This window comes from Nodosilinea sp. AN01ver1 (assembly GCF_050565655.1).
Classification (GTDB): domain Bacteria; phylum Cyanobacteriota; class Cyanobacteriia; order Phormidesmidales; family Phormidesmidaceae; genus Nodosilinea.
Map to the genome: position 1 here is coordinate 150260 of NZ_JBNXVS010000006.1, position 22981 is coordinate 173240.

Consider the following 22981-nt stretch of genomic DNA (forward strand, 5'->3'; position numbering starts at 1 on the left):
AATGTTTTTAAACATAGAAACAGCGGCGGTGGGTCGCTGGGCTAGGTACCTTGGGCTAGTGCTGGCCCTGGGCCTGGTTGGCTGCAGTGGTGACGACGCAGCCGTTACGCCACCAGGTGGCGATGCGGCAGCAACTGAGACTGAAGGGCCTGTCGTGGTAGCATCCACTAGCGTGATCTGCGATTTGACTGAGCAGGTTGCTGAAACAACGGTAGCGCTCACCTGCCTACTAGAGCCGGGCGTCGACCCCCATACTTACCAGGTCAAACCCTCCGATCGCCAGGCGATCGAGCAAGCCGACCTCATTCTCTACGACGGCTACAGCGCGGCTCCCCGCCTCATTGCCATGGTTCAAGACAGCTCGACTGCTGCTGAACGGGTAGCTGTCTACGAGGCCGCGGTGCCCAACCCGCTCATGGGTGCAGCCCATGACCACGACCATGGAACTGAAGCTAATTACAATGATGGGGATGAGCACAGCACCGAGGCGGCACACGACCACGAGCATGGCGATGAGGATACTCACAGCACTACGACAGACGCTGAGCTAGTACCTGATCCGCACGTGTGGCACAACGCTGTCCACAACGCGGCTATGGCGACAGTAATTGCTGAAGCGCTGGCCCAGGTCAATCCCGATCAGGCCGCGTTCTACAGCGAGAATGCCGATCGCCTGGCCAGTCAGTTTGCCGAAATCGATCGCTGGATTCAGGCTCAGGTAGCCACTGTGCCAGCCAATCAGCGGCAGCTAGTGACTACCCATGAGGCGTTTGGCTACTTTGCCGATGCCTATGGCTTTGAGGTCAAAGGTGCGCTCAGCGGCCTGTCTACCGACCAAAAACCTACTCCTGGGGCGCTGACGGCCTTAGTCGATCAGGTGAAGGCCGCGCAGGCACCCGCTATTTTTGCTGAGAACACAACCAACCCAGAGCTGATCGAATCGGTGGCCAAAGATGCCGGAGTGGCGGTCGCCGAACAACCCCTGTATGTCGAAGGCCCCGGTGAACCGGGGAGCGATGCCGACACCGTCCAGGCCATGCTGGTGGCTAACACCTGCACGGTGGTAGAGGCCCTGGGGGGCAACTGCGATCGCGCCAGTGCACCGCTGTAGCACTCTGAATACGCCTGCCGAGAGCGTCTTACACCAGAGCCTACCGTAAGACATTGTTACGGCCAGCGGAATTGGGCTAGCCATCTTTTTATAATGAAGGGGTAGCCGAACGCCGCTGGCCTGGCTCCCCCACTGTCTCTAGCGCTGAATTTTCAGAGAGCCTAAAACGCGGGCCTGTACACCTGGAGACACACCGCCATGTTTAAGAAAATTTTGGTTGCTCTCGACAACTCAACCCATCGCCAAGCCGTATTCGAAAAAGCGCTTGACCTTGCCCGTGCCACCGGGGCCGAACTCATGCTGTGCCACGTGCTTTCAGCCTACGAAGAAGGCAGCCCAGGCATTCCCATTCGCTCGTACCAGGCCTATTACCCGGTGCTCGAAGACTCGACCTGGCGGCTGTACCAAAAGCGCTGGGAAGAATTTGAAGCTCAGGGGATTGCCCAACTGCGGCAAGAGCTAGAAACGGCTCGTAGCGCTGGAGTAAACGCAGAATTTACCCAAAACGCTGGCGAACCCGCCGCCACGATTTGCAGCGCGGCTAGCTCGTGGCAGGCCGATTTGATCATAGTGGGTAGCCACGGTCGTCGAGGAATTCGAGAGCTGCTGCTGGGCAGCGTCAGCAATTACGTCATGCACCACGCCGAGTGTTCAGTTTTGGTGGTGCACAGTACTCCCGACGCAACCGCTACCCTGGCCACCGCAGTGGCCAGCGCCACCACCTACCGATAGCTTCTAACACGTTTATCGGGCTGCTGTTTGCTCACCCAGGCGACAAACTTTTGGAGCCTGGGTTCGGCCTGAAGACGTTCTAGGGTGTTGAACTGGCGCGCCAGAGTGTGGTTATCAAACAGCGTGTGAATGTGTTTGTGACAGGGGCGACACAGCAACACCGTATCGCTAGGGGGCAGTTTGCGCCGTCGAGTATACTGGCGCGGCACCAGGTGATGTTCGGTGAGCTCGGTGGGGCGGTGGCACAGCTGGCACGGCATAGGGCATTGCCTGCAAACATGACGCTTTCATTCTGACGAATCGAGCCCGTTCTTGCCCGTTGAGTAACTAAACAGCCAAAATAAATGGCCCCTAGCTGACGGGCCAGGGACCAAGAATAATCTATTCAGAGTAATGCGTTATGGGCGGTAAGCGATAGGCCTGATCGGCCAGCAAACTACAATTTGGTAAGGGCCAGCAGCCTTAGGCCTTACGGGAGTAGTACTCAACCACCAGCAGCTCGTTGATGTTGAGAGCTACCCACTCACGCTCAATGACGCCATTGACTTTGGCTGTCAGCTTGGCTTTGTCGAGTTCGAGGTGGGCAGGCACGTTGGCCAAGCCAGGAAACTCCAGGTTGGCTTCAACCAGCTTCTTGGAGGCGTCGCGATCGCGCACGGTGATTACGTCACCAGGGCGGCACTGGTAGCTGGGGATAGATACCACGCGGCCATTGACGCAGATGTGGCCGTGGTTGACCACCTGCCGAGCCGAGGGAATAGTCGGCCCAAAGCCAAGTCGAAAAACAGTATTGTCGAGCCGCATCTCAAGCAGCTGCAAAATGACCAAACCGGTCGAACCACCGGCACGACGGGCTTTCTTGACGTAGCGCAGCAGCTGCTTTTCGGTCAGGCCGTAGTTGAAGCGCAGCTTTTGCTTTTCTTCTAGCCGCACCGCGTACTCAGACTTTTTCTTGCGGTCTTGGCCGTGCTGCCCAGGCGGATAAGCCTTGCGGGGGGATTTGCGGGACAGACCCGGTAGCTCACCCAAGCGGCGTACAACCCGCAGGCGAGCGCCTCTGTATCGCGCCATAAACGTTTACTCTCCGAACAATTTCCAAAGATATTAATCTTAGCGTCATTAGGCGCAAGAGACAATGGCTTAGAGCAGAAATTAGTAATGGCAGGTGCCCTCTAGTTCTGGGCTGAAGCGCTCTAAAGGCCAATGACTGGCAGGGCGTCTTCCCCACGCAAATTTTGCATTGAATTAAATAGCATGGGCTATGGCTGACGGGTGTTGTCCACTTTATTGGCTGAGGCAGCCGGGCTTCTACGATGCCTTCGACTCCGCTCAGGCACCGAGGAGAGCGCTCAAGCTCTAGTTTTGGCTCAGGCAACGGGGAAAGCGCTCAAGCTCTAGTTTTGGCTCAGGCGGCTGAGGAAGGACTTGAGGCGATCGCTGCAAGGATTGGTAAACACGTCTCCCGGTCGGCCTTCTTCTTCGATTACGCCGTCGTTAAAAAACAAGACCCGGTTCGAGACTTCCTGGGCAAACTGCATTTCGTGGGTGACAACCACCATGGTCATGCCCTCCTCGACCAAATGGCGCATGACCGCCAGCACTTCGCCGACGAGTTCTGGGTCGAGGGCGCTGGTGGGCTCATCGAATAAAATGGCGACGGGCTTCATGCAGAGGCTACGAGCGATCGCCACCCGCTGCTTTTGCCCGCCCGAAAGCTGCTCGGGATAGGCGTCGGCGCGATCGCTTAGGCCCACCTTATCCAGGTAGTGTCTGGCCAGATCATTGCAGTCGCCCGCCGGAAACTTAAGCACCTTGCGGGGGGCCAGCATCAGGTTTTCGATCACCGTCAGGTGAGGAAATAGGTTGAAGTGCTGAAACACCATGCTCACCTGGCTGCGCAGATGGTAGAGCGACTGCCGGGGCAGCTTGGGGGCCGAGACATCCTGCCCCATTACCTCCAGGTGGCCCTGGTTGATCGCCTCTAGCCGATTGAGACAGCGCAAAAAGGTGCTCTTGCCGCAGCCCGAGGGGCCAATGATGGAGACGACATCACCCTTTTTGAAAGACGTCGTCACCCCTTTCAAAACCTCAATGGGGCCGTAGCTCTTATACAGAGCTTGGCAGGCAATAACGGGGGTGTCGATCGCAGGCAGAGTCGCTGTTGTCATGGGGCCAAACCAGTAGTGGGTGAGCGGATGGCATTTATACCCTACAGAGAATCATTGGCACTCCGGGGGTATCTGTATTGTAGAAAACATTTTTACCTCTGTAGAATTGACTATGGTGCCTCAAACCCTGGTTATGTCGCCTGGGGTGTGTTGTCTGCGCAAGGTGATCGCTGGCCCATGACTCCTCGTAAGTTTGCTACTCGTGTCTTTGCTAACCGATGGTTGAAGCGAGCGCTGGCCCTGGTGCTGGGGCTAGTTTTGGGAACAGGGACGGCCCAAATTGCGGGGCTAGCTCAGGATGCGCCAGTGTGGGAAGTGGGCACCGAACCCGCCTTTCCCCCCTTCGAAATGCGAGACGACGCCACGGGCAATCTGACCGGCTTCGATATTGAGCTGATGCAGGCGATCGGTGAAGCCGCCGGGCGCGAGGTGGAGTTTATCAGCCTGCCCTTCGACGGCCTGGTGCCTGCCCTGCAGTCCAACACCATCGATGCGGCGATTAGCGGTATGACCATCACCGCCGAGCGGGCGCAAACCATTGACTTTTCGCGGCCCTACTTTGAGGCGGGCCTGGCGATCGCCGTCCAAGAGAGCAATACCAGCATCAACTCGCTGGAGGATCTGGCGGGTCAGCGCATTGCCGTGCAGATTGGCACCACCGGAGCTGATCAGGCGGCCCAGGTCGAAGGGGCCACGATCAGCACCTTTGACAGTGCGCCCCTGGCCCTGCAAGAACTGCTCAACGGTCGAGTCGATGCGGTAGTCAACGATCTGCCAGTGACCCTCTACGCCATCAACGAAGCCAACCTCCAGGGCATCAAGATTGTCGGTGAGCTGGTTACCGAAGAGTATTACGGCATTGCTCTGCCAAAAAATTCTGAGGCGCTGGCCGACATCAACGCTGCCCTTGACACCCTGCTGCAGGACGGCACCTACGCCGAGATCTACCAGCGCTGGTTTTCTGCCGACCCGCCAGCTCTGCCGGAGGTGGCCCCGGTACTGGCCGAGGCAGGCACAGCCACGGGTCTGGACTGGGGCCGCCTGTTTCAAAACCTGATGCGGGGCGCGTGGATCACCATTCTGCTGACGGCGTTCTCCTTCTTCTTTGGCCTGATTGGCGGGGCGCTGGTAGCCTTTGCCATGATCTCGCCAATTAAGCCCCTGCAATGGATCTGCCGCATCTACGTCGATTTCTTTCGCGGCACGCCCCTGCTGGTGCAGCTGTTTATGATTTATTTTGGTCTGCCGGCCCTGTTCCAGAGTTTGGGCTTTGAGTTCAGCTTTAACCGCATCTTTGCGGCTGTGCTGGCCCTCAGCCTCAACATGGCGGCCTACCTGGCCGAAATCTTGCGGGGCGGCATTCAGTCGATCGATCGCGGTCAGTGGGAGGCAGGCGAATCGCTGGCGATGAACCCAATCGAGACCATGCGCTACGTGATCTTTCCCCAGGCCTTTCGGCGCATTTTGCCGCCTTTAGGCAACGAGTTCATCACCCTGATCAAAGACACCAGTTTGGCGGCGGTGATTGGCTTTGAAGAACTGTTCCGCCAGGGACAGCTGACCGTGGCGACCACCTATCGCGCCTTTGAAATCTATTTGGCGGTCGCGATCGTGTATCTGATTATGACGTCGCTGGCCTCGATCGCGTTTAAGCGCCTCGAAGCCTACATGGACCCCATCAATCGACGCAAAAAAGTCGAAAAAGAACCCGTTCCCTCGGCAATTGGTGCCTAAAGCACCGATACAGCCTCCAGCAGCCTCCCTGGTGCCCTGGCTCTGCCTGGGCACCCTTGCTTGGCGCTTCTGCCGCTTACTTTAGGATGCGGAGCCTCCGGCAGGCATTCCAACGAGGGGCGGGGAGTACTGTGAACCGGTGTTGTCGGTGGTTTGATGGTTCTGGTCGCTTTAGGCTAGCGCTGCTTGCGCTTAGCCTGACGGGCAACGGCTACCGACACCTCCACCCACTCCTGGAGTCGCTCTAGATCGTCGTACACCGCCGTCGGCAGCTGGTAGTAGGACATAGTTGCCGATTTGCCGTTGCGATCGTAGGTGAATGGCCCCATGCCCGCTTCGGTAAAGCGAGCCTGGTTGGTGGCATTGACCTTGAAATACAGCGTTTCGTGGGCAATCAGGGCAAACATAGTGCCCTCGCAGTACAGACCGTAGCCCCCAAACATGGCCCGCGCGGTGACTGGGGCCACCTGGTTCAGGTAGTTGACGACGGCATCTTTGAACGCTTTGGCCTGTGGGTTTGGCATAGCACGCTGCCTGGCCTCGGCTAGGGTACAGCCTACTGCTGTTGCTGCTGCTGCTCGAAACCCACCAAAATTTGGTAAACAAACAGCTTGCGCAGGGCGTGATTTTGCTGCTGATTGTGGTTGGCCGAGGCGTGAATTTCTGCTCCTACCATCACGCTACCAGCGACCAGAGCAAGAATTAAACCAATATTTCTAAGAATCATGCATACGGGAAGACAGCGATTCTTCATGGGGAAACCTGTAACAGCAGACACCAGATGCCTGGAGCTATAGCTGGTGCGTCTTGGTTAATTTTATGGGTTATGAGGGCGTGCTACCGGCATTTCTAGCAAGGACGAAAAATTTTTACAAAACTTACTGTAAATCAAGCCGATATGCGACGAAGGCGCTGCCTTGGTCAGGGGCGCTGGTTGATCCGCTAGTGCTCCAGCTGTCGCTCACACGGTAGCCCATGCAGGGGGCCAGCCTTGCGACCGGCAGCGTGAACTGGCGCGCTCAGGCGCATAACCAGACTCCTGCAACCCTGAAAGCTATCTTTGCCAGCTACCCAGCCACAAGGGGCAGGCGAATGTAGCGATCGCCTGCTCCACCGCTTAAGCCCCGGTGAGGTATTGAGCCGCAAGGAATTGTTTTGTGATGGCTCAGTCAATTAAAACTTCTGGCCACGTTCCAAAGCCCTTTGTTGCCCAGAAAGGCCAAACACAACCAGCCGATTGCATTGGGCCACCAGGGCCAGCCCAATATATCGCCTACCGCAAAGCAGAGGGCGACCAGTAGACCGTGGAGGCCAAGGTAAATTAGCTTATTTTTCATGGTTTGGTTCCGGTTCACGCTTGCGCCTAATCATTCTTCAGGCTTTGGCAAACCGTTCAGGAAACCGGGCTCAAAATCTGCGGTCGGCCAGTCGCTGAGGGCGATCGCAGATTTAGGCTGGTCTACGTCAGTTCTGTCCTGTAGTCTGGATGAGTTTGAACACCCAACCCGAGCGCATGTTAGCCCTAGCGATTCACACCTGCGGCCCCGCCCTGGGGCTAGCCCTGAGCGAGTTTGAGGGCGAAACCCGCCATCAAACCTGGGCGCTGGGGCGCGATTTGTCCACTCAGCTGCACAGCCTGCTGAGCGAGTTTGTGGCTCCTTACGCATGGAAGGAGTTCTCGTTTTTGGCGGTGGCCCAGGGGCCGGGCGGGTTCACCGGCACCCGCATTGGGGTGGTAACGGCGCGCACCCTGGCTCAGCAGCTGGAGATTCCGCTGTTTGGGGTATCGAGTTTGGCGGCGGTGGCCCAGCGGGCGCTGGAACAATCTCCGGCGGGCTCAGCCATTGCCGTGGAGATGCAGGCCCAGCGCGGGCAGCTCTTTACCGCTATTTACAAGCCGACCGCTGAGGGACTGGCCACCGTGCAGGCCGATCAGGTGTTGAGCGTAGAGGCCTGGGAGTCGGTGCTGGCCAGCTCTCCTGAAGACCTTAACCGAGTCACAGCGGGGGACGATCTGGCCGAAACCGTGGTGCAGGTGTTAGCTCTGGCGCACCGGGGCTGGATGAGGGGCGATCGCCCCGACTGGTCTACCGTGCTGCCCTACTACGGCCAGCACCCGGTCGATCGCTAGGCGACCCTCCAGGTATCGCCCCACGCATATTTTGCCGGGGGGGTCGGCTACACTAAGCGGCAATACCCTCGACGATCTCTTCGCCGTCAAGGGCCAGACCGAATTGCCCCTTCAGGTCTTTGCTATGGCCAAGCCAATTATTTTTACCGTCGACGACGACCCGGATGTCTTGCAGGCGATCGCCCGCGACCTGCGGCGGCAGTACGGCGAGCACTACCGCGTCATGCGGGCCAGCTCTGGGGCGACGGCCCTCGAGGCCCTGCAGCAAATCGCCCTGCGCCAGGACCCAGTCGCCCTGCTGCTGGTCGATCAGCGCATGCCCGAGATGAGCGGCGTGGAGTTTCTAGAGCAGGCGGTAGAGCTAGTACCCAAAGCCAAACGGGCCTTGCTTACCGCCTACAGCGACACCGATGCCGCCATTCGCGCCATCAACGCCATCAGCCTCGACTACTACCTGCTCAAGCCCTGGGATCCGCCAGCGGAGAAGCTATATCCGGTGGTGGACGACCTGCTGGCCGACTGGCAGGCCCATTTTCATCCGCCTTTTGCAGGCATTCGGGTGGTGGGCGATCGCTGGAATCCGCACAGCCACGAGATCAAAGACTTTCTAGCCCGCAACCAGATTCCCTACCGCTGGCTGGATGTGGAGCGCAGCGAGGAGGCCCGCACCCTGGCGGGCTGCGTATCCGACGGGATCACAGGAGCCAAGCTGCCCCTGGTGCTATTTCCTGAGGGCGAGCCCCTGCGCCAGCCCAGCACCGCCGAGCTGGCCACCCGCATTGGCCTGCAAACCACGGCGGCCAAGCCCTTCTACGACCTGGTGATTGTAGGGGGCGGTCCCGCCGGGCTGGCGGCGGCGGTCTATGGCGCGTCCGAAGGGCTGCACACGGTGCTGATCGAGCGCGAGGCCCCCGGTGGCCAGGCGGGCACCAGCTCCCGCATTGAAAACTACCTGGGCTTTCCGGTGGGGCTGAGCGGAGGTGACCTGGCTCGCCGCGCCGTCAGCCAGGCCCGCCGCTTTGGGGTCGAAATTCTCACACCTCAGTCAGTGCAGAGCCTACGAACCGACAACGACTATCGGCTGCTGACCCTCAGCGACGGCAGCGAAATCAGCGCCCACGCGGTAATTTTGGCCCTGGGGGTGTCGTGGCGACGGCTTGACACCCCCGGCCTGGAGCAGTTTACCGGGGCTGGGGTCTACTACGGCGCGGCCCAGACCGAGGCCCTGGCCTGCGAAGGCGAGGATGTGTATTTGATTGGCGGGGCCAACTCCGCCGGACAGGCCGCCATGTACTTCTCGAAGTACGCCCGGTCGGTGACGATGCTGGTGCGGGGCGATTCGCTGACTAAGAGCATGTCGCAGTACCTGATCGACCAGATCGCGGCGACCTCTAACATTACGGTGCAGACCCACACCAGCGTGGTCGAAGCCAAAGGCGGTACGCAGCTAGAGGCGCTGGTGCTGCAAAACGCTGTCACGGGGGTTACCGAAACCGTGCCCGCCCGGTCGCTGTTTATCTTCATTGGCGCTATTCCCCACACCGGCTGGCTGGAGGATCTGGTGCAGCGGGACGGTCGGGGCTACATTCTGACGGGGCCAGATTTGCAAATTGCCGATGTGCCGCCTCACCAGGTGTGGTCGCGCGATCGCCCCCCGTTTTTGCTCGAAACCAGCCTGCCGGGCGTGTTTGCGGTGGGCGACGTGCGCCACGGCTCGATCAAGCGGGTGGCCTCGGGCGTAGGCGAAGGGTCGATCTGCGTTCAGTTCGTACATCAGTATTTGGGGGCGGTGCGATGAACGGCTCAGCGCTGTGTATGGAACATTTGCGGGCGATCGCGCCCTTTAACCACCTGCCCCAGGAGCGGCTGCAGTGGGTGTGCGATCGCGCCACCTCCCTGCAGCTTTCCAAGGGCGACTACCTGGTCAAAGAAGGCGACCTGACCACCACTATTTACGTCATCGCCTCGGGCCGCCTCGGTATTACCCGCCAGAGCGAGGGGCTGGCGATGCCCATCGGCCAGCACGACGGCCCCGGCTATATTGGCGAAATTCCGGTACTCACCGATGAGCCTGCCCCGGTGACGCTGCAGGCCATATCAGATTGTCAGATTCACAGCCTTGCTGGGGCCGACTTTCTCACCCTGCTGCACGAGTGCCGCGAGTTTGAGCGCCAGGTGTTTCGCCTGATGCAGAAGCGGGTGCGGGGGCTGGAGTCATTTTTGCGCGGGCGCGAAAAAATGGCCGCCCTGGGCACGCTCTCGGCGGGGCTGGCCCACGAGCTAAATAACCCGGCCGCCGCCCTGGTGCGATCGCTGAGCGAAGTAGTGCCCGCCATTCGCGAGCTAGAGAAAATGAACATGCTCTACGGCCAGCAGCAGCCCGACGCAGCCGATACCCAGCGGTGGCAATCGGTGCGCGATGCGGGCTACGACACCATTCTCAAGGGCGGGGCCGATGCGGTGACGGTGAGCGATCGCGAAGACGAACTGCTCGACTGGCTCGAAGACTACGGCGTGGCCCAGGCCTGGAAGCTGGCCGAACCCCTGGCCCTAGCCGGGATCGACATCCCCACGCTGGAAACGCTGACGGCCCCCTGGCGCGACAACCCCACCCAGCTGCGCGACATGGGCATTCGCTGGCTGGCCCTCTCCTTTGAAATGATGTCGATGATTCAGAGCGGCCAGTCGGGGGCCGAGCGCATCGCCACCCTGGTCAAGTCGATGAAGTCGTACAGCTACATGGATCAGGGCGCGCAGCAGATGGTCGACCTCCACACCGGGCTCGAAGACACCCTGCGGCTGTTTGCCTTCAAGCTGAAGCAGGGCATCAAGGTTGAGCGCGACTACGACACCACCCTGCCCAAGATCATGGCCCACGGCAGCGAGCTCAACCAGGTGTGGACGAATTTGATCGACAATGCGATCGACGCCATAGGCGAGAAGGGCACCCTCACGTTGCGCACCTGCCAATTTCAGGGCAACGCTCGGGTAGAAATCATCGACACCGGGCCGGGCATTCCGCCAGACATTCAATCGCGCATTTACGAGCCGTTTTTTACCACCAAAGGGGTGGGCAAAGGCTCGGGCCTGGGCCTCGAAACGGTGCTGCGCATTGTCGAAAACCGCCACCACGGCACCATTTCTGTAGAGTCTGCACCAGGGCACACCTGCTTTGCGGTCTGCCTACCCCTGGGCAAAGCAGAAGCATCCTAGCCCTCACGGAGGTCTGAGCGCTTGTTGCTCGCAGCAGGCTTAGCTACGTACCACAGGTACCCAATCGGCTATGGCAAGATGACCGTGAAGACCTCTGGTAAATACTCAACGTGTCGAATTCTAAAACCCTGCTGATTACCGGCGCATCCTCAGGCATCGGTGCCGCCACCGCCCGACAGGCGGCAGCACAAAACTTCAACCTTGTCTTGGCCGCCCGCTCTACCGAGAAGCTAGATCAATTGGCGAAAGAACTGGGTACCGACAACGTTCGAACGTTTGCCTGTGATGTCACTGACTATGCGGCTCAAGAAACCTTAGTTGCCAATGCAGTCGAGGCGTTTGGCGGTATCGATGCGGTGTTTGCCAATGCTGGCACTGGCGGCGAGCCGGGTGGGTTTTCGGAGGCTCCGGTTGAGTCTTGGCAGCGCATCGTCAACACCAATATTTTGGGCGTGGCTTATACGCTGCGGGCCAGCCTGGCAGAACTCAAGAAAACCAAAGGACACGTCATCATCACTGGCTCGATCGCCGGGCGTAGAACGCTGCCAGGATCGATGTATTCGGTCTCGAAATGGGCCGTTTCGGCGATCGGCTATAACCTGCGAGAGGAAATGCGAGGCACTGGAGTGCGCGTCACCCTGATTGAACCGGGGATGGTGGATACCCCATTCTTTGATGACCCCAAGCCCGACGCCCTGCGTCCCGATGATGTGGCTCGGACAGTGCTCTTTGCGCTCTCGCAACCGCCCCATGTTGATATTGGCGAACTTGTGGTTTTGCCCACACCACCGACTGAAGAGTAATCGATCAACCTCAGCTAACGTTACCCATCCCTTGTCACAAATAGTGCGGTAGCTTGTAGGTTGGGCTGGCCAGTTCCGTCGGGTTCATCTACCTGTTTACTCGTTGACTAGCGGGGCGAGAAAATTCCGCTACAGTTGAAGCAAATGCACTCAGAGCAAGGCCATGGCCACCCTGCTGCAATCTTCTAGCCAGCACATCACCCTGCAACACGTGTCGTGGAGCACGTACCAGGCCCTGCTGCAAGATATGGGCGACCACCGGGCCGCGCGCTTGGCCTACGACCAAGGCACGTTAGAAATCATCATGCCCTCTGACCTCCACGAAGTGCTGAATCGGCTGCTAGACCGCATCATTACCGCCCTAACCGAAGAACTCGACCTCAAAATCAAAGCCTACGGCTCCACCACCCTGGAACGAGAAGATCTGGAGCAAGGAGTCGAACCTGACTCCTGCTACTACATTCAAAACGCCGACCAGATCAGTACCCTACAGCTTGACCTGCACACCAACCCACCCCCCGACCTTGCGGTAGAGGTAGACATCACTAGCTCGTCCCAGCGGCGCTTTACGATCTACCAACAGCTGCAAATTCCTGAGGTGTGGCAATATACCCAGCGGCGAGGGCTAATTTTTTACGCGCTTGTTGGTGGGCAGTACGTAGAGTGCGAGGTTAGCCCTACGTTTCCTCGGGTGTCGTCGCAAATGCTGATGACCTTTTTGCAGATGGCTCCTGGGGAAGACGACAACGCCGTAGTGAAGGCGCTGCGGCGGTGGATTCATCAGCAAAGTTCTTAGGGCTTGTCTAGCCGAGACTTTTGCTCTAGCAGCGCTTCGATCGCCCCCAATAGCTCCGGCTGGCCCCAGTTTTGGTAGAGCGAGGCGGCGATCGCGCATCCCCCGGCCCCCACGCCCTCCTTCACAAACCCCCGCTCGTAGGCCCGCAGCGCCTCAAACCGCGACTCGGCAAAGCTCAGCTGCGTCGCCATCAAACAGGCCCCCGTCAGCTCCGCCAGCCCCACCGTATCGCCAGTGGCATCTTCTGCCACCCAGCGCGTGGTGCCCACCACCACGTTGTCGGGGTTCCAGTCGCAGCCTTGCGCCGCCGCGATCGCCCCCATCAGCGCGTAGACCGCCAGCATTTGGGTGCCCCCCGCCAGCAGCACGGGCCGAGTGCGACTAGCGGCGATCGCCATCCCCGCCACCACCGGCTGCATCGGGTCGCCCACCGCCGCCACTACCTCTAGGGGGTGGGGCATTTGCGACAACCCCACTCGGGATAATCCTTGGGTAACAAGCGCCTGCTTTTGGCTGTGGTTACAGGTGGGGTGGCTACTGTTAACTCGCGCTGCCGCATCCACCCCCAGCGCGGTGAGAAGTCCTAACGCCGTTGTGGTGCCGCCGACTACGCACTCCGCCAGCAGCAGGTAGTCGCTCTCGTTTCCCAGCCATTCTCCCTGGGCCAACCCCTGCCGCCAGAGGTGATGCACCACATCTAGCGGTAACGCTGCCCCAGTGCTTAAGCATTGAGCAGGCTTACCCCCCAAATCTATATGAGGAACGGTCAGCAGCTGAGGCAACCCAGCATTTAAGACGACGAGGGGAATGCTCTGCTCTGCAATGACGGCCCTAGAGATCAACGCTGGCGAAGCCCCAGCCTGAAGCGGCGGCAGCGGAAACTTTGGGGCTGGATTGAGGCCATTGACCATAAATTCGGCATCGGCCAGGGCTGTGTAGCGGCGATCGCGCGGTGTCGCCCCCGCCGCCGAAATCCCTTCTACCAGCCCCGTCTCGGTAAACCCCAGCGTCAGCACCAGCCCCGGATGCAACCCCCGCACCCGCCCCAGCCAATCCTCCCCCCGCCGACCCTGCGTATAAGTCTTAATCAACCCCTCCCCCATCCACCCGCCAACTCACCTACCCATCCACTCATCCACCCGCCCACTCATCCACCCACCTACTCTTTCAACAAATCCTGTACCCACCCCGGCGGCTCCGGTATCTTCGCCCCCAGCCGACCCAGTAGCAGCCAGGCCGCCAGATGCACGGTGAAGAGGTACACAATATTGCTGGCCAGCACCGACACCAGGGCCAGCAGCTGCACCGCCTCTACATTGGCCTGACCCAGCACGCCCACATCCAGCACGCCCAGGCCCACCAGGCGCTCCAGGCCCCAGTTCAGCATTTGCGTTACCTGGGTGGTCAGGTACACCCACAGGTCTTCGCCCACCAGCACCGATGACAGCCACAGCCGAAAGAAAAAGCCGATAGTGCCCAGCAGCGACCCAACGACGATCGCGATGTACCAGTTGGCCCGGCGTACCCAAAAAAAGCCCAGCTGTACCCCCAGCAGCGCGTAGGGAATCAGAAACAGCAGGCTGCGGGGTGGCCCCATTAGCACCGAGAGCAGCAGCCCCGACACCAGGGCCGACATCCAGGCCGCCCGTGGCCCCCAGCGCAGGTACACCAGCGCCATCGGCAGCGGAAACAAAATGCGCAGAATTGGCCCCGGCGGAAAGTACGTATTCACCAGCCAAATCAGCGCGGCGGTGCTGGCCAAAAAGGCCGTTTCAACCATTGCTAGCGGGCCAGCTTTGAGACGGTGCGACAGATCTGGCCCGTCGGCATCAGCCTCGGGATTGCGGTACTCCAGGTAGGTGTCTAACCCATCGAAGTCACTCGCGGTGGCCTCAGCCGGGGGCCCAAAATTAGCCCCAGGGGCGGGGTCAGGGGGATGACTCATGGATGGCTAAACCAGCAGGCGTTCTAGAGCGTTGAGGTCGGGAATGCTCATCAGATCTTTTTCCCGCACAATTAACCCTTTCTTCTCTAGCTTACTCAGTACGCGGGTGACTGTCTCCCGCGCCAGACCGCTAAGGCTGCTCAGCTCGCGGTGGGGCAGGTTAGGAATTTCAACCCCGCTGGCGCTGCGCTGCCCCTGCCCATCGGCCAAAAAGAGAATGATATCGGCCACCCGCGAGGTGCTGTCAGACTCGCGCAGCCGCAGCCGCCGGTTGACCTGTCGCAGCCGCCGCGCCATCAGCTGCGACAGGTGAATACCGGCCAGAGGCTGAGTGTTTAGAAGTTTTACAAAGTCGCTGGCGGGCATGCTGCCAATCACCGTGGGCACCAGGGTAATGACATCGGTGGAGCGGGGTACCTCTTCGAGCGGGGCCATTTCGCCAAACAGTTCACCCTTGCCTAAAATATTTAGAGTGACCTCTTTGCCGTCGAGGTTGTAGGTGCGAATCTTTACCCAGCCTTCCAAAATAAAGTAAACTGAGCTGCCCCAGTCGTTTTCGAGCAAAATCACCTGATTGGCCGGGTGGCGACGGGAAACCACGTGGCTGGTGGCTTCAGCTACAGCTTCCTCCGGCAAATCCTGAAATAGCAGCGCTGAGCGAATGAGTTTTAAGTCAGCGTCAGTATCCCGAGGGTTGTAGCGCGCATCCATTAATTAACCACCCCAACATTAATTTTTTTGTTTAAGTTAGTGATATTAAATCGCCTCAACCAATCCTATCCCAGGGGAGGGGTAGAATTCTTCATTAGTAGCTTGGCGGTGGAATCCAAAGCCTTAGCACTATATCACTCACTCCCAGGCAGACCAGAGGCGATTCCCGACAGGATCCTACGCGAATTGCCGTTAAGGCCGTTAAGATCAACACCCAATTCCAGGTTGCTTTGAAACCGACTTAAACTCGTCCATCTATGTCCTCTAACAGCAGCAGCACTAGGGCATTACCGCGATGATTTCCGTGATGATTTTTAAAGGGGCCTGACATACACTTTGGCAATCGCTGGGGAAGATAAGCAAAGAGGTGGCTGTGCAGCAGGATGAACTGGAAACTCTGGTAGCCGAAATTGACTCAATTTTGGGGGAAGCCGCCCCCCGGCTGCCCTGGGTCATGTCGAATGATGCCAATCAGCGTCAGCTACTGGCCCGAGCGCGGGCCTACCTGGCAGAGATGAAGGCTGTCTCTCCACCCCCCGACCCCGGCGGTCTACCCAATGACCCCACGGCGATGGCCGCAAGCCAGGTGCTCAAAGCGCTACTGCAGGAGATGCAGTACCTGCGCGGGCAGACCATGCAGATTCTCGACCCGCTGCGCAACGAGGTGGCGACCCTGCGCCAGCAGCGAGAGCTTTTGCTGCAGGAGGTGCAGCAGCTTCAGCAGCAGCGATCGCAAATCGATCAGACGGCAGCACTGCACCAGCTGCCCCCCAGCTGGGAAGCGGCCCTACAGCAGATGGCCCACCAGCTTGAGGCCCGCCTGAGCAACCAGGTCGACCAGTCGGTGCAGCGGCTAGAGACAGCCACCGCCAACGCCTACGGGCTGCTCGAAGGCAGCGGGCCCGACCCCGATGCCCCTGGCCTCACCCCAGCCCAGCGACTGGAGTTTTTAAAGCAAATTCAGGCTCAGTCAGACCAGGTCATGCGGGGGCTGGATCAATCGCTGCGATCGGTGTTTGAAACCCTGCAGCAGAGCATCTACAGCTACCAAAACTCGCTCAATCAGGGCCTCAACCAGATGCACACCCTGGGTCAGCAGGGCGAGCTGATGGTTAGCGCCTTGGTCAACCACCTGGGTCAGCAGATCAACCAGGAAACCCTGGCCTACCTGGAATCGGGTCAGCGGCGAGAGCTGCCCCAGCCCAGCCTTGACGCTGTCCCAGAAACCTCAGCGAGCAGTGCTGTTGCCGGGGAGGATGATCTATCCCCCGATCTGGAGGTCGATCTGGCCCTGGAAGCCCTCGATCTGGGGGTTGACCTCGACGACGATATTACTGAACTCCAGCTCGATGACGCTCTGGAAGCAGCCCTTGACCTTGACGATATCGAGGCTTCTCCTCTCGACCTGCCGCTGCTCGATAGCCTCGATGCCGCTGCCCCCGACCCCTCCCCGGCGGTGTCGCTGCCCGATCGCGATCGCAATTTGAGTGCCGATGTTGCCGCTGCTGAGACAGGGGCCGAGTCGGCGTTGGACGACCTCTACCAGAGCTTGTTTGGCGGCGGCTTTTTTGCTGATGCCGCTGGAGCCAGTGCCGCCGAGGCCAACCCCGAACTCGCCGAGTTTGACACTGAAGCGGACGATGCCGTTGATATCTTTTTGGATGTCGATCGCCCCGCTGATGCCGCTGAGGCTACGACAGCCGCAGCCGCCGATCAGCCAGAGCCGCCAGCCGCCGAGCTGCCTCGCCCTGACGATCTGACGATGCTGATTCAGGCCGCCGACGTTGCAGAGGCTGAGGCCAGCACAGCACCTTCTAGCAATAATCTCGACGATCTGTTTGGGGATGCGACCGCCGGGCCTCTAGATAGCATTTTGGCTGGCTCACTAGCGGCTATCGAAGTTGACCTACCTGAAACCATAGAATCGTTTGACGAGCTGCTGCCCCCTGGCCCTGGTGAGGTGGGTGACCTAGAAGCCGCTGCCGTCGACAGCGAGGGCGGATTTATGGCCGCCTCACCCGACGAAGATTTGCTGGCCCAAGACGAGCTGCCGGTTACCAGCAGCTACGACCTGAGCCTGGATGAGGCCATGATCAACCAGCTCCGCCAGGACCTCGACTATTTAGAGGTGGCGGCAGAACCTGGCCTACCGGGCAGCTTCGAGCCGACGACTCAAACTGAAGAGGCCCTACCGCCCTCAGATGCAGCAGTACCCACTGAAAGCACCGATCGCGATCTATTCTCCTTAGAGGATCTTGCTCAGGAGCCTGACCAAGACAGTCGGCGATCGCCCGAATCCGATCGCCCAACCGAGGCAGCGGTTCCCGACCTGTTTAACCTCGATTTGCTCGACGATGTTTCTACCCCGCCTACACCCCCACAGCCCGATGAACTAGACGCATCTGGGCCTGAAGACACCGCTGCTGCCTCCCCACTTGATCTGAGCATTGATCTATCAAATGAGTCAGACTTAGCGCTAGAGCGGGCTACAGCTGCCGATCTTGAGCTAAATCGACTCGACCTAGCTCAAGATCTGTTGGCTCTAGACACTGATGCAGCTCCCGGCTTGGTTGACTCAGCTCTACCTGAACCTGACCAACTCGGCCCCGATTCATCTTTTCCCCCGGATCTAACTAGCGTCGATTTATTTGACGACGCAGAACCAGCCGTCAGCCCTCCTACCGCTGAAGAGCCCGGCGTCGATCTATTCAGTGATGACTCCTCAGTGGCCCCTGCCCCCATCGACCAACCGGTGGAGGAACCGGGGCTGGATCTATTCGATATGTCACCCACAGATTCGGAGGCTGCGGTTCGCGGAGCAGTCCCCTCAGAAATCGCCCCTATTGCGGAGCCTACTGAAGACTTGGGCGCGCTCGATCTCTTTGGCGATGCCCTGACTGAGCCCGAAGCCAGTGGCCCCAACGAATTGCCTGATCTGTCCAGTAGCTCAGCTCTGCTCAACGATGAGCCACCGTTTACCCCAGAAAGCGAAGGGCCGTCGCTAGATCTGTTTGATAGTTCGGATCTGATTAGCGATGAGCCACCGTCTGCACCGGAACCCGCAGCTTCAGACAATTTTGGGCTAGATCTACTTGATAGTTCGGATCTGGCTATCAATGAGTCACCGTCTGCCCCCACAACCCCAGCCCCAGATGATTTGGGGCTAGACCTGTTTGGTGGCTCAGACGAACCGGCAGAGCCGATCGCAGATGAGGCCGGCATCGATCTCTTCAATCAGCCCGCCGCCGCTGAAACCGCCGCCGAAGACTCAGGGGTTGATCTATTTGGCGACCTGTCACCCAGGGGTACTGAATTTGAAGATCTCAGGTCTGAGGATCTGTTTAACACGCTCGATGCAACGCCTGCCCCCGCGTCGGATGCGTCGTCTTTGGCCTCGATCTTGTCAGATTTGGATCTGAGCCTAGGCCCAGAGGAACCAGCCCTGGGCGAATCGGGGTTAACACTGGGCGATCTCACCGAGCTATCTGTCGATGCAGATCAGCCCAGCCCATCTGCCCCAGAGCGATCGCCAGCGGCACCCTCGACTGGCCCCACCGGCCCTTCGCTGACCCTGGAAAACCTGCTGGGCGAGCTAACCCTCGACCCGCTGACGCCCCTAGCCCCAGAACCCCAACCTGGCGCAACCCTCGACGACCTCACGGCTGATACCCAGTTTGGTTCTACCGCTGGCCCAGAGGTAAGTGAGACCGAAGACTTTACCCTGGCCGATTTCGCCCTGGGGGCAACGGACAGCACCAGTGGCCCGCCCGAATCTGCCCTTCGTCCCGATCCACCGTCGGACGGTGCGATCGCCAATCTGTTCCCAAAGAGCGGCCCTACAACTGAGCCTGCTGAGCCAGACGAGCGCCCAGACTTAGCTGAACTCACCCTGGCAGGGCTAGACCTGGGAGAGCCCACCCCTGCCTCGACCCCAGACGAACTGACCCAAGATGAGCTGACTCTGGAGGGTTTAGGCCTGGGAGGCACCCCTCCCTACGATCCGACGCAGTCGGCTTCGAGCGAGCTAGCCTCAGAACAAACCCCAGAGCTAACCCTAGAAACCTGGGGCATGGCCGCTGCGTCACCCGAACCCAGCCCATCGGGGCCGCCCCTCTCGATTACCCTCGACGATCTCAACCTCAGTCTGGATGAGCCCGAGTCTGGTGAACCTGGGGCCGCACCGACTGAGGCGAGTCCCAATTCGCTAGACGATTTGGCAGCGCTAGGCGAAAGCTGGCCTGAAGGCCCTGGGGCCATTCCCCCCGCTCAAGACACCCAGGCCGAAACCGCCACCGACTGGCAACGCGAAATCAGCCTCGACAATATTTTGGATGCGGCTGGGGCAAATTCTCTGGCAGAAACTGATTTAGCGGCTCAGCCAGAACCACCCACGCCCGACCCCATTCAGTCGGCAGCGGCAGAGACCGCCGAGTCAATGGAAGCGATGATTGACTTCATCAATCTCGACGCCCTGTTAGGGGAGCCAATTGAGCCTCTTGCCCCAGCGCCCAGCCTTGATCTCGACCTCGATCTCAGTTTGGACGATCTCGATCTCGACGCGATCGCAGCACCTGAGTCACCTCAACCTCCCGCAGCAGAACCAGCGACCTGGCTCGACGTGGAGGATGAGGGCGATTCGCAACCCGTTCAGGAACCTGTTCAGAACGAAGATCTTGACTGGAATCGCGCCCCGGCCCCGGCTGACGATCGCCTTTCCCTCGATCTCGATCTTGACCTCAGCCTCGAACCAGAGGCTGCTGCTCCGCTCGACAACAATCTGGCCCTTTCCCTAGACGATCTTTCCCTTGATGATGCAGCGCCCAGCCCAGAAACTAATGCAGAAGCCGCCTTTGGCGACAGCGACATGGCCGACTGGCTATCTGATGCCGATCTAGAACCGGCTTCAGACCAGCTGCCCCCGCTGTCAGAAACCTGGCCCCTCACAGCGGCCTCTACACCTGCCGCAGCGGCAGACGCTGAGCCGGTAGACCTGTCGGTAAACGAGTTGGCCGGGGCGTCACCCGACCCCGCGCCGCCCCCAGCGGTGTCCGAGGAGCTTTCTCTAGACGAATTCTTCAACCTGGAGCCTGAAGCTCCTGGCCCTGAAGCCCTCGACCTCGATGCGCTAGATCTCGGTGCGCTCGAAGTAGAAGACCCCACCCTTCTAGAGCCTCCATCCTTAGCCACAGAAACCCCAACACCAGAAACCCCAGCACCAGGAAACCAGGAGCCAGAAGCCTTCGAGTTGGATCTGCTCCCGACTGAATTGTCAGCACCAGAAGCTTCCGAACCAGAAGCCTTTGAACTAGATCTGCTCTCGCCCGAATCTCCAGCCCCCGCAACGCTAGAACCAGAACCCTTTAATCTAGAAAGCCTCGATCTAGAGTCTGGTGAACCGGCTCAGCCACTCGATCAACCCGAGTCAGCGCCAGAGCCCACAGAGCTACTGGAGGACATTATCTCTAGAGCCTTTGAAGCGGTAGCGCCAGATGCGGTCGTGGTGCCAGAGGCAATCGCCCCGCCCGTGCTCGACCCTGTCGCCCCGCCTCCCCTGGCTGAGCCTGAACCAGTCCTTGACGATCGCGATCTGGCCGCTGAGTTTGATGCAGACGACACAGCTCTAGACGGCTCCGACGGCTTTGACGCCCTTGAGGAGGATGAACCCGTCATCATTCCAGCGCCGCCAGAGGCTGACGAGCCCGAGGCCGCCGAGCCGACGCCGCTGTGGTTTTTGGGCCTGGATGTGGGCACCACGGGCTTATCAGCGGTGCTGCTAGAGCGGCGCGGTGGGCAGGTGTATCCGCTTTACTGGGTTGATAACGCCATTTCGGGGGTGACTGCCGACAAGTTCTTTCGGCTGCCCAGCCTGGCCTCGGTCAGCACCGGGGATGATGCTGGCAGCTGGCAGGTACAGTCTATTGGGTCTTCGGCCCTGACCGTCAACTGGAGCGACGGCGACGCTAGTGACCAGGGCACCGTGTTGCTCAAAGCCCTGAAGCCATACCTCAAACTGAGCATTCCGGCTGTGGTAGACGACGGGGTCTATCAGCCCCAAATTCAGTGGTCTGACCGCGATCGCCTGCCCCTGCAAATCTTTCAAGACAGCCTGCGCGAGCTGCTGGCGACCCTGCCCCAGGGGCTCAGCCCCGAGGCAGCCTTCACGGTCGGAGCAGTGGGTCTAGACGCCGAGGCGATCGCCTTTGCCCTAAATCAGCTGCGGGGGGTCGTGGTTAGCTACCCGGCCAACTGGCCTGATACCTACACCTTTAACCTGCGAGAGGCGGTGCTGGGGGCCGGGCTCACCGCCAGCCCCGACGACATTTACTTTGTCGAAGATGCGATCGCGGCGGTGCTATCAGGTCTGCCCGACCCGTCTACACCGCTGCCCGAGGGCAACGGTCAGCCTATGCAGCAGCAGACCCTCTACGCCTGCCCCTGGACGGGGGGTACCGTGGTGCTTTCCGCCGGAGCCACCGTGACCGAGGTGGGCCTTGTCAACCTGCCCGCCGCCCTAGGCGATCTCTCCTACAGCGACTTTGCGCTGCACTCAATGAGCTACGCGGGCGACGCCATCGACCTCGACATTGTTTGTCACCTGCTGCACCCGGCGGAACGTCGCCAGAGCCGCCCCGCCGAAGGTTATGGCCGCTCTACCGAAGCCGCAGGTTGGGGCTGGCAGGCCGCCATGCCCGAACTAGACGGCACCCACTGGCACGACCTCGACCTCGACGGCTGCGACATGCCGCGCCCAGCCGAGCCGGATATCGCCCGCCGCCAGCGCCTCTACCAGCGCCTAGAAGCCTCCCTGCTGGGGCAGAGTGTGCTAGAAGCCGCCCGCCACCTGAAGATTATCCTTCAGCACCAGCCCCAGTTTGAGCTAGAGCTAGCCGACCAGCGCTGGATTGTGCGCAGCAAAGATCTAGAAGACCGCATCATTCTGCCCTACATTCAGCGCATCAATGGCCACCTCAACCGGCTGCTGAGCGAGTCGGGGCTCAATACCCAGGGCATCAACCAGGTGATTTGCACGGGCGGCAGCGCCTCGTTGCCCAAGATGGCCCGCTGGCTGCGGCAAAAGTTTCCCAATGCCACCATCGTGCAGGACACGTACCACAGCGATCGCCCCCCCAGTTGCAGCCGAGTTACCTACGGGCTGGTCAACCTGGTGCGCTATCCGCAGGTGCTCGACCTCACTCGCCACCAGTACAGCGACATGTTCTTGCTAATGGAGGTGCTGCGCGCCCTGCCCGAGCAGCCCATGCCCCTCAATGGCATTCTGCATCTGCTAAAGGAACGGGGGCTCAATGTGGAAGCCTGCCAGGCCCATCTAATGGCTCTACTCGAAGGTCGTCTGCCCCCCGGTCTGCTGCCCAACACCAGCAGCGGGCCTCTAGTGCTGGCTCCCGTCAGTGATGATCTGGCAACGCTGGCCAGCACACCCCTGTTCACCCGGCCCAGCGGTCAGGTATATGTGCCCAACCTGGAGCAGGGCGCACGCCTGCAAACCTATATGGATCAGCTGCTGGCCGATAAGCACCAAACCCTGGTTGACCCTCTGCTGAGCCAGCTCACAGTGCTGAATGTCTAGCCGTGAGGGCATCTACAAGGCTGAACGCCGCCAGGGAATCAGGGCTGTT

Annotated in this window: 16 protein-coding genes; 9 read left to right on the plus strand and 7 right to left on the minus strand. The window is 59.9% G+C overall.

Going from position 1 to position 22981, the window contains the following annotated elements:
- The first annotated feature begins 1 nt into the window (after position 1).
- Positions 2 to 1111, plus strand: a complete 1110-nt coding sequence (locus ACQ4N7_RS07840) for a metal ABC transporter solute-binding protein, Zn/Mn family (RefSeq protein WP_430711056.1) — start codon at positions 2 to 4, stop codon at positions 1109 to 1111.
- A gap of 198 nt (positions 1112 to 1309) precedes the next feature.
- Complete coding sequence (locus ACQ4N7_RS07845) at positions 1310 to 1843, plus strand: universal stress protein (RefSeq protein WP_430711057.1); 534 nt, start codon at positions 1310 to 1312, stop codon at positions 1841 to 1843.
- Here the strand turns inward: ACQ4N7_RS07845 and ACQ4N7_RS07850 are convergent.
- From ACQ4N7_RS07850 to ACQ4N7_RS07860, 3 genes are all read right to left on the minus strand, one after another.
- Positions 1834 to 2103 carry an HNH endonuclease gene (locus tag ACQ4N7_RS07850; RefSeq protein ID WP_430711058.1) on the minus strand — a complete coding sequence of 90 codons (270 nt, stop codon included), beginning with the start codon at positions 2101 to 2103 and terminating at the stop codon, positions 1834 to 1836. The genes ACQ4N7_RS07845 and ACQ4N7_RS07850 overlap by 10 nt on opposite strands.
- A gap of 202 nt (positions 2104 to 2305) precedes the next feature.
- Positions 2306 to 2914 carry a 30S ribosomal protein S4 gene (rpsD, locus tag ACQ4N7_RS07855; protein ID WP_430711059.1) on the minus strand — a complete coding sequence of 203 codons (609 nt, stop codon included), beginning with the start codon at positions 2912 to 2914 and terminating at the stop codon, positions 2306 to 2308.
- Positions 2915 to 3237: 323 nt separating this feature from the next.
- Positions 3238 to 4011: an amino acid ABC transporter ATP-binding protein gene (locus ACQ4N7_RS07860; RefSeq protein WP_430711060.1), complete on the minus strand. Its 774-nt coding sequence runs from the start codon at positions 4009 to 4011 to the stop codon at positions 3238 to 3240.
- 177 nt (positions 4012 to 4188) lie between these two features.
- On the opposite strand from ACQ4N7_RS07860, the gene ACQ4N7_RS07865 reads away from it, so the two are divergent.
- Entirely contained in the window at positions 4189 to 5745 is a 1557-nt protein-coding gene (locus tag ACQ4N7_RS07865) for an ABC transporter permease subunit (RefSeq protein WP_430711061.1), read from the plus strand.
- 176 nt (positions 5746 to 5921) lie between these two features.
- On the opposite strand, the gene ACQ4N7_RS07870 is transcribed toward ACQ4N7_RS07865, so the two are convergent.
- Positions 5922 to 6269, minus strand: coding sequence for a TfoX/Sxy family protein (locus ACQ4N7_RS07870; RefSeq protein ID WP_430711062.1), 348 nt, complete (start codon positions 6267 to 6269; stop codon positions 5922 to 5924).
- A 962-nt stretch (positions 6270 to 7231) separates the two neighbouring features.
- Here ACQ4N7_RS07870 and tsaB point away from each other — a divergent pair.
- The 5 genes from tsaB to ACQ4N7_RS07895 all read left to right on the plus strand — a co-directional run bounded on the left by tsaB (position 7232) and on the right by ACQ4N7_RS07895 (position 12688).
- Complete coding sequence (gene tsaB / locus ACQ4N7_RS07875; protein ID WP_430711063.1) at positions 7232 to 7876, plus strand: tRNA (adenosine(37)-N6)-threonylcarbamoyltransferase complex dimerization subunit type 1 TsaB; 645 nt, start codon at positions 7232 to 7234, stop codon at positions 7874 to 7876.
- Between the two features lie 124 nt (positions 7877 to 8000).
- The gene (locus tag ACQ4N7_RS07880; RefSeq protein WP_430711064.1) at positions 8001 to 9674 is read left to right on the plus strand and encodes an FAD-dependent oxidoreductase; all 1674 of its coding nucleotides are present in this window, start codon (positions 8001 to 8003) and stop codon (positions 9672 to 9674) included.
- Positions 9671 to 11089, plus strand: a complete 1419-nt coding sequence (locus tag ACQ4N7_RS07885) for an ATP-binding protein (RefSeq protein ID WP_430711065.1) — start codon at positions 9671 to 9673, stop codon at positions 11087 to 11089. Before ACQ4N7_RS07880 ends, ACQ4N7_RS07885 begins: the two co-directional genes overlap by 4 nt.
- Positions 11090 to 11199: 110 nt before the next feature.
- The gene (locus ACQ4N7_RS07890) at positions 11200 to 11892 is read left to right on the plus strand and encodes an SDR family oxidoreductase (protein WP_430711066.1); all 693 of its coding nucleotides are present in this window, start codon (positions 11200 to 11202) and stop codon (positions 11890 to 11892) included.
- Positions 11893 to 12055: 163 nt separating this feature from the next.
- Positions 12056 to 12688: a Uma2 family endonuclease gene (locus ACQ4N7_RS07895; protein ID WP_430711067.1), complete on the plus strand. Its 633-nt coding sequence runs from the start codon at positions 12056 to 12058 to the stop codon at positions 12686 to 12688.
- On the opposite strand, the gene cobT is transcribed toward ACQ4N7_RS07895, so the two are convergent.
- The 3 genes from cobT to ACQ4N7_RS07910 all read right to left on the minus strand — a co-directional run bounded on the left by cobT (position 12685) and on the right by ACQ4N7_RS07910 (position 15344).
- Positions 12685 to 13779, minus strand: coding sequence for a nicotinate mononucleotide-dependent phosphoribosyltransferase CobT (gene cobT, locus ACQ4N7_RS07900; RefSeq protein WP_430711068.1), 1095 nt, complete (start codon positions 13777 to 13779; stop codon positions 12685 to 12687). The genes ACQ4N7_RS07895 and cobT overlap by 4 nt on opposite strands.
- A 68-nt stretch (positions 13780 to 13847) precedes the next feature.
- Positions 13848 to 14633 (minus strand): DUF2232 domain-containing protein, encoded by a 786-nt coding sequence (locus tag ACQ4N7_RS07905; RefSeq protein ID WP_430711069.1) that lies wholly within the window; start codon positions 14631 to 14633, stop codon positions 13848 to 13850.
- Between the two features lie 6 nt (positions 14634 to 14639).
- Entirely contained in the window at positions 14640 to 15344 is a 705-nt protein-coding gene (locus ACQ4N7_RS07910) for a Crp/Fnr family transcriptional regulator (protein ID WP_106873443.1), read from the minus strand.
- A 373-nt stretch (positions 15345 to 15717) separates the two neighbouring features.
- Between ACQ4N7_RS07910 and ACQ4N7_RS07915 the strand changes: the two genes are divergently transcribed.
- Positions 15718 to 22932: a hypothetical protein gene (locus ACQ4N7_RS07915; RefSeq protein ID WP_430711070.1), complete on the plus strand. Its 7215-nt coding sequence runs from the start codon at positions 15718 to 15720 to the stop codon at positions 22930 to 22932.
- Positions 22933 to 22981 lie beyond the last annotated feature (49 nt).

Bases quoted from the DNA above. Each gene is read 5' to 3' on its own strand.
- ACQ4N7_RS07850 (WP_430711058.1), bottom strand. From the start codon at position 2,103: ATGCCGTGCCAGCTGTGCCACCGCCCCACCGAGCTCACCGAACATCAC.
- ACQ4N7_RS07895 (WP_430711067.1), top strand. From the start codon at position 12,056: ATGGCCACCCTGCTGCAATCTTCTAGCCAGCACATCACCCTGCAACAC.
- ACQ4N7_RS07860 (WP_430711060.1), bottom strand. From the start codon at position 4,011: ATGACAACAGCGACTCTGCCTGCGATCGACACCCCCGTTATTGCCTGC.
- ACQ4N7_RS07870 (WP_430711062.1), bottom strand. From the start codon at position 6,269: ATGCCAAACCCACAGGCCAAAGCGTTCAAAGATGCCGTCGTCAACTAC.
- ACQ4N7_RS07885 (WP_430711065.1), top strand. From the start codon at position 9,671: ATGAACGGCTCAGCGCTGTGTATGGAACATTTGCGGGCGATCGCGCCC.
- tsaB (WP_430711063.1), top strand. From the start codon at position 7,232: ATGAGTTTGAACACCCAACCCGAGCGCATGTTAGCCCTAGCGATTCAC.
- ACQ4N7_RS07905 (WP_430711069.1), bottom strand. From the start codon at position 14,633: ATGAGTCATCCCCCTGACCCCGCCCCTGGGGCTAATTTTGGGCCCCCG.
- ACQ4N7_RS07865 (WP_430711061.1), top strand. From the start codon at position 4,189: ATGACTCCTCGTAAGTTTGCTACTCGTGTCTTTGCTAACCGATGGTTG.
- ACQ4N7_RS07880 (WP_430711064.1), top strand. From the start codon at position 8,001: ATGGCCAAGCCAATTATTTTTACCGTCGACGACGACCCGGATGTCTTG.
- ACQ4N7_RS07910 (WP_106873443.1), bottom strand. From the start codon at position 15,344: ATGGATGCGCGCTACAACCCTCGGGATACTGACGCTGACTTAAAACTC.
- ACQ4N7_RS07845 (WP_430711057.1), top strand. From the start codon at position 1,310: ATGTTTAAGAAAATTTTGGTTGCTCTCGACAACTCAACCCATCGCCAA.
- rpsD (WP_430711059.1), bottom strand. From the start codon at position 2,914: ATGGCGCGATACAGAGGCGCTCGCCTGCGGGTTGTACGCCGCTTGGGT.
- ACQ4N7_RS07840 (WP_430711056.1), top strand. From the start codon at position 2: ATGTTTTTAAACATAGAAACAGCGGCGGTGGGTCGCTGGGCTAGGTAC.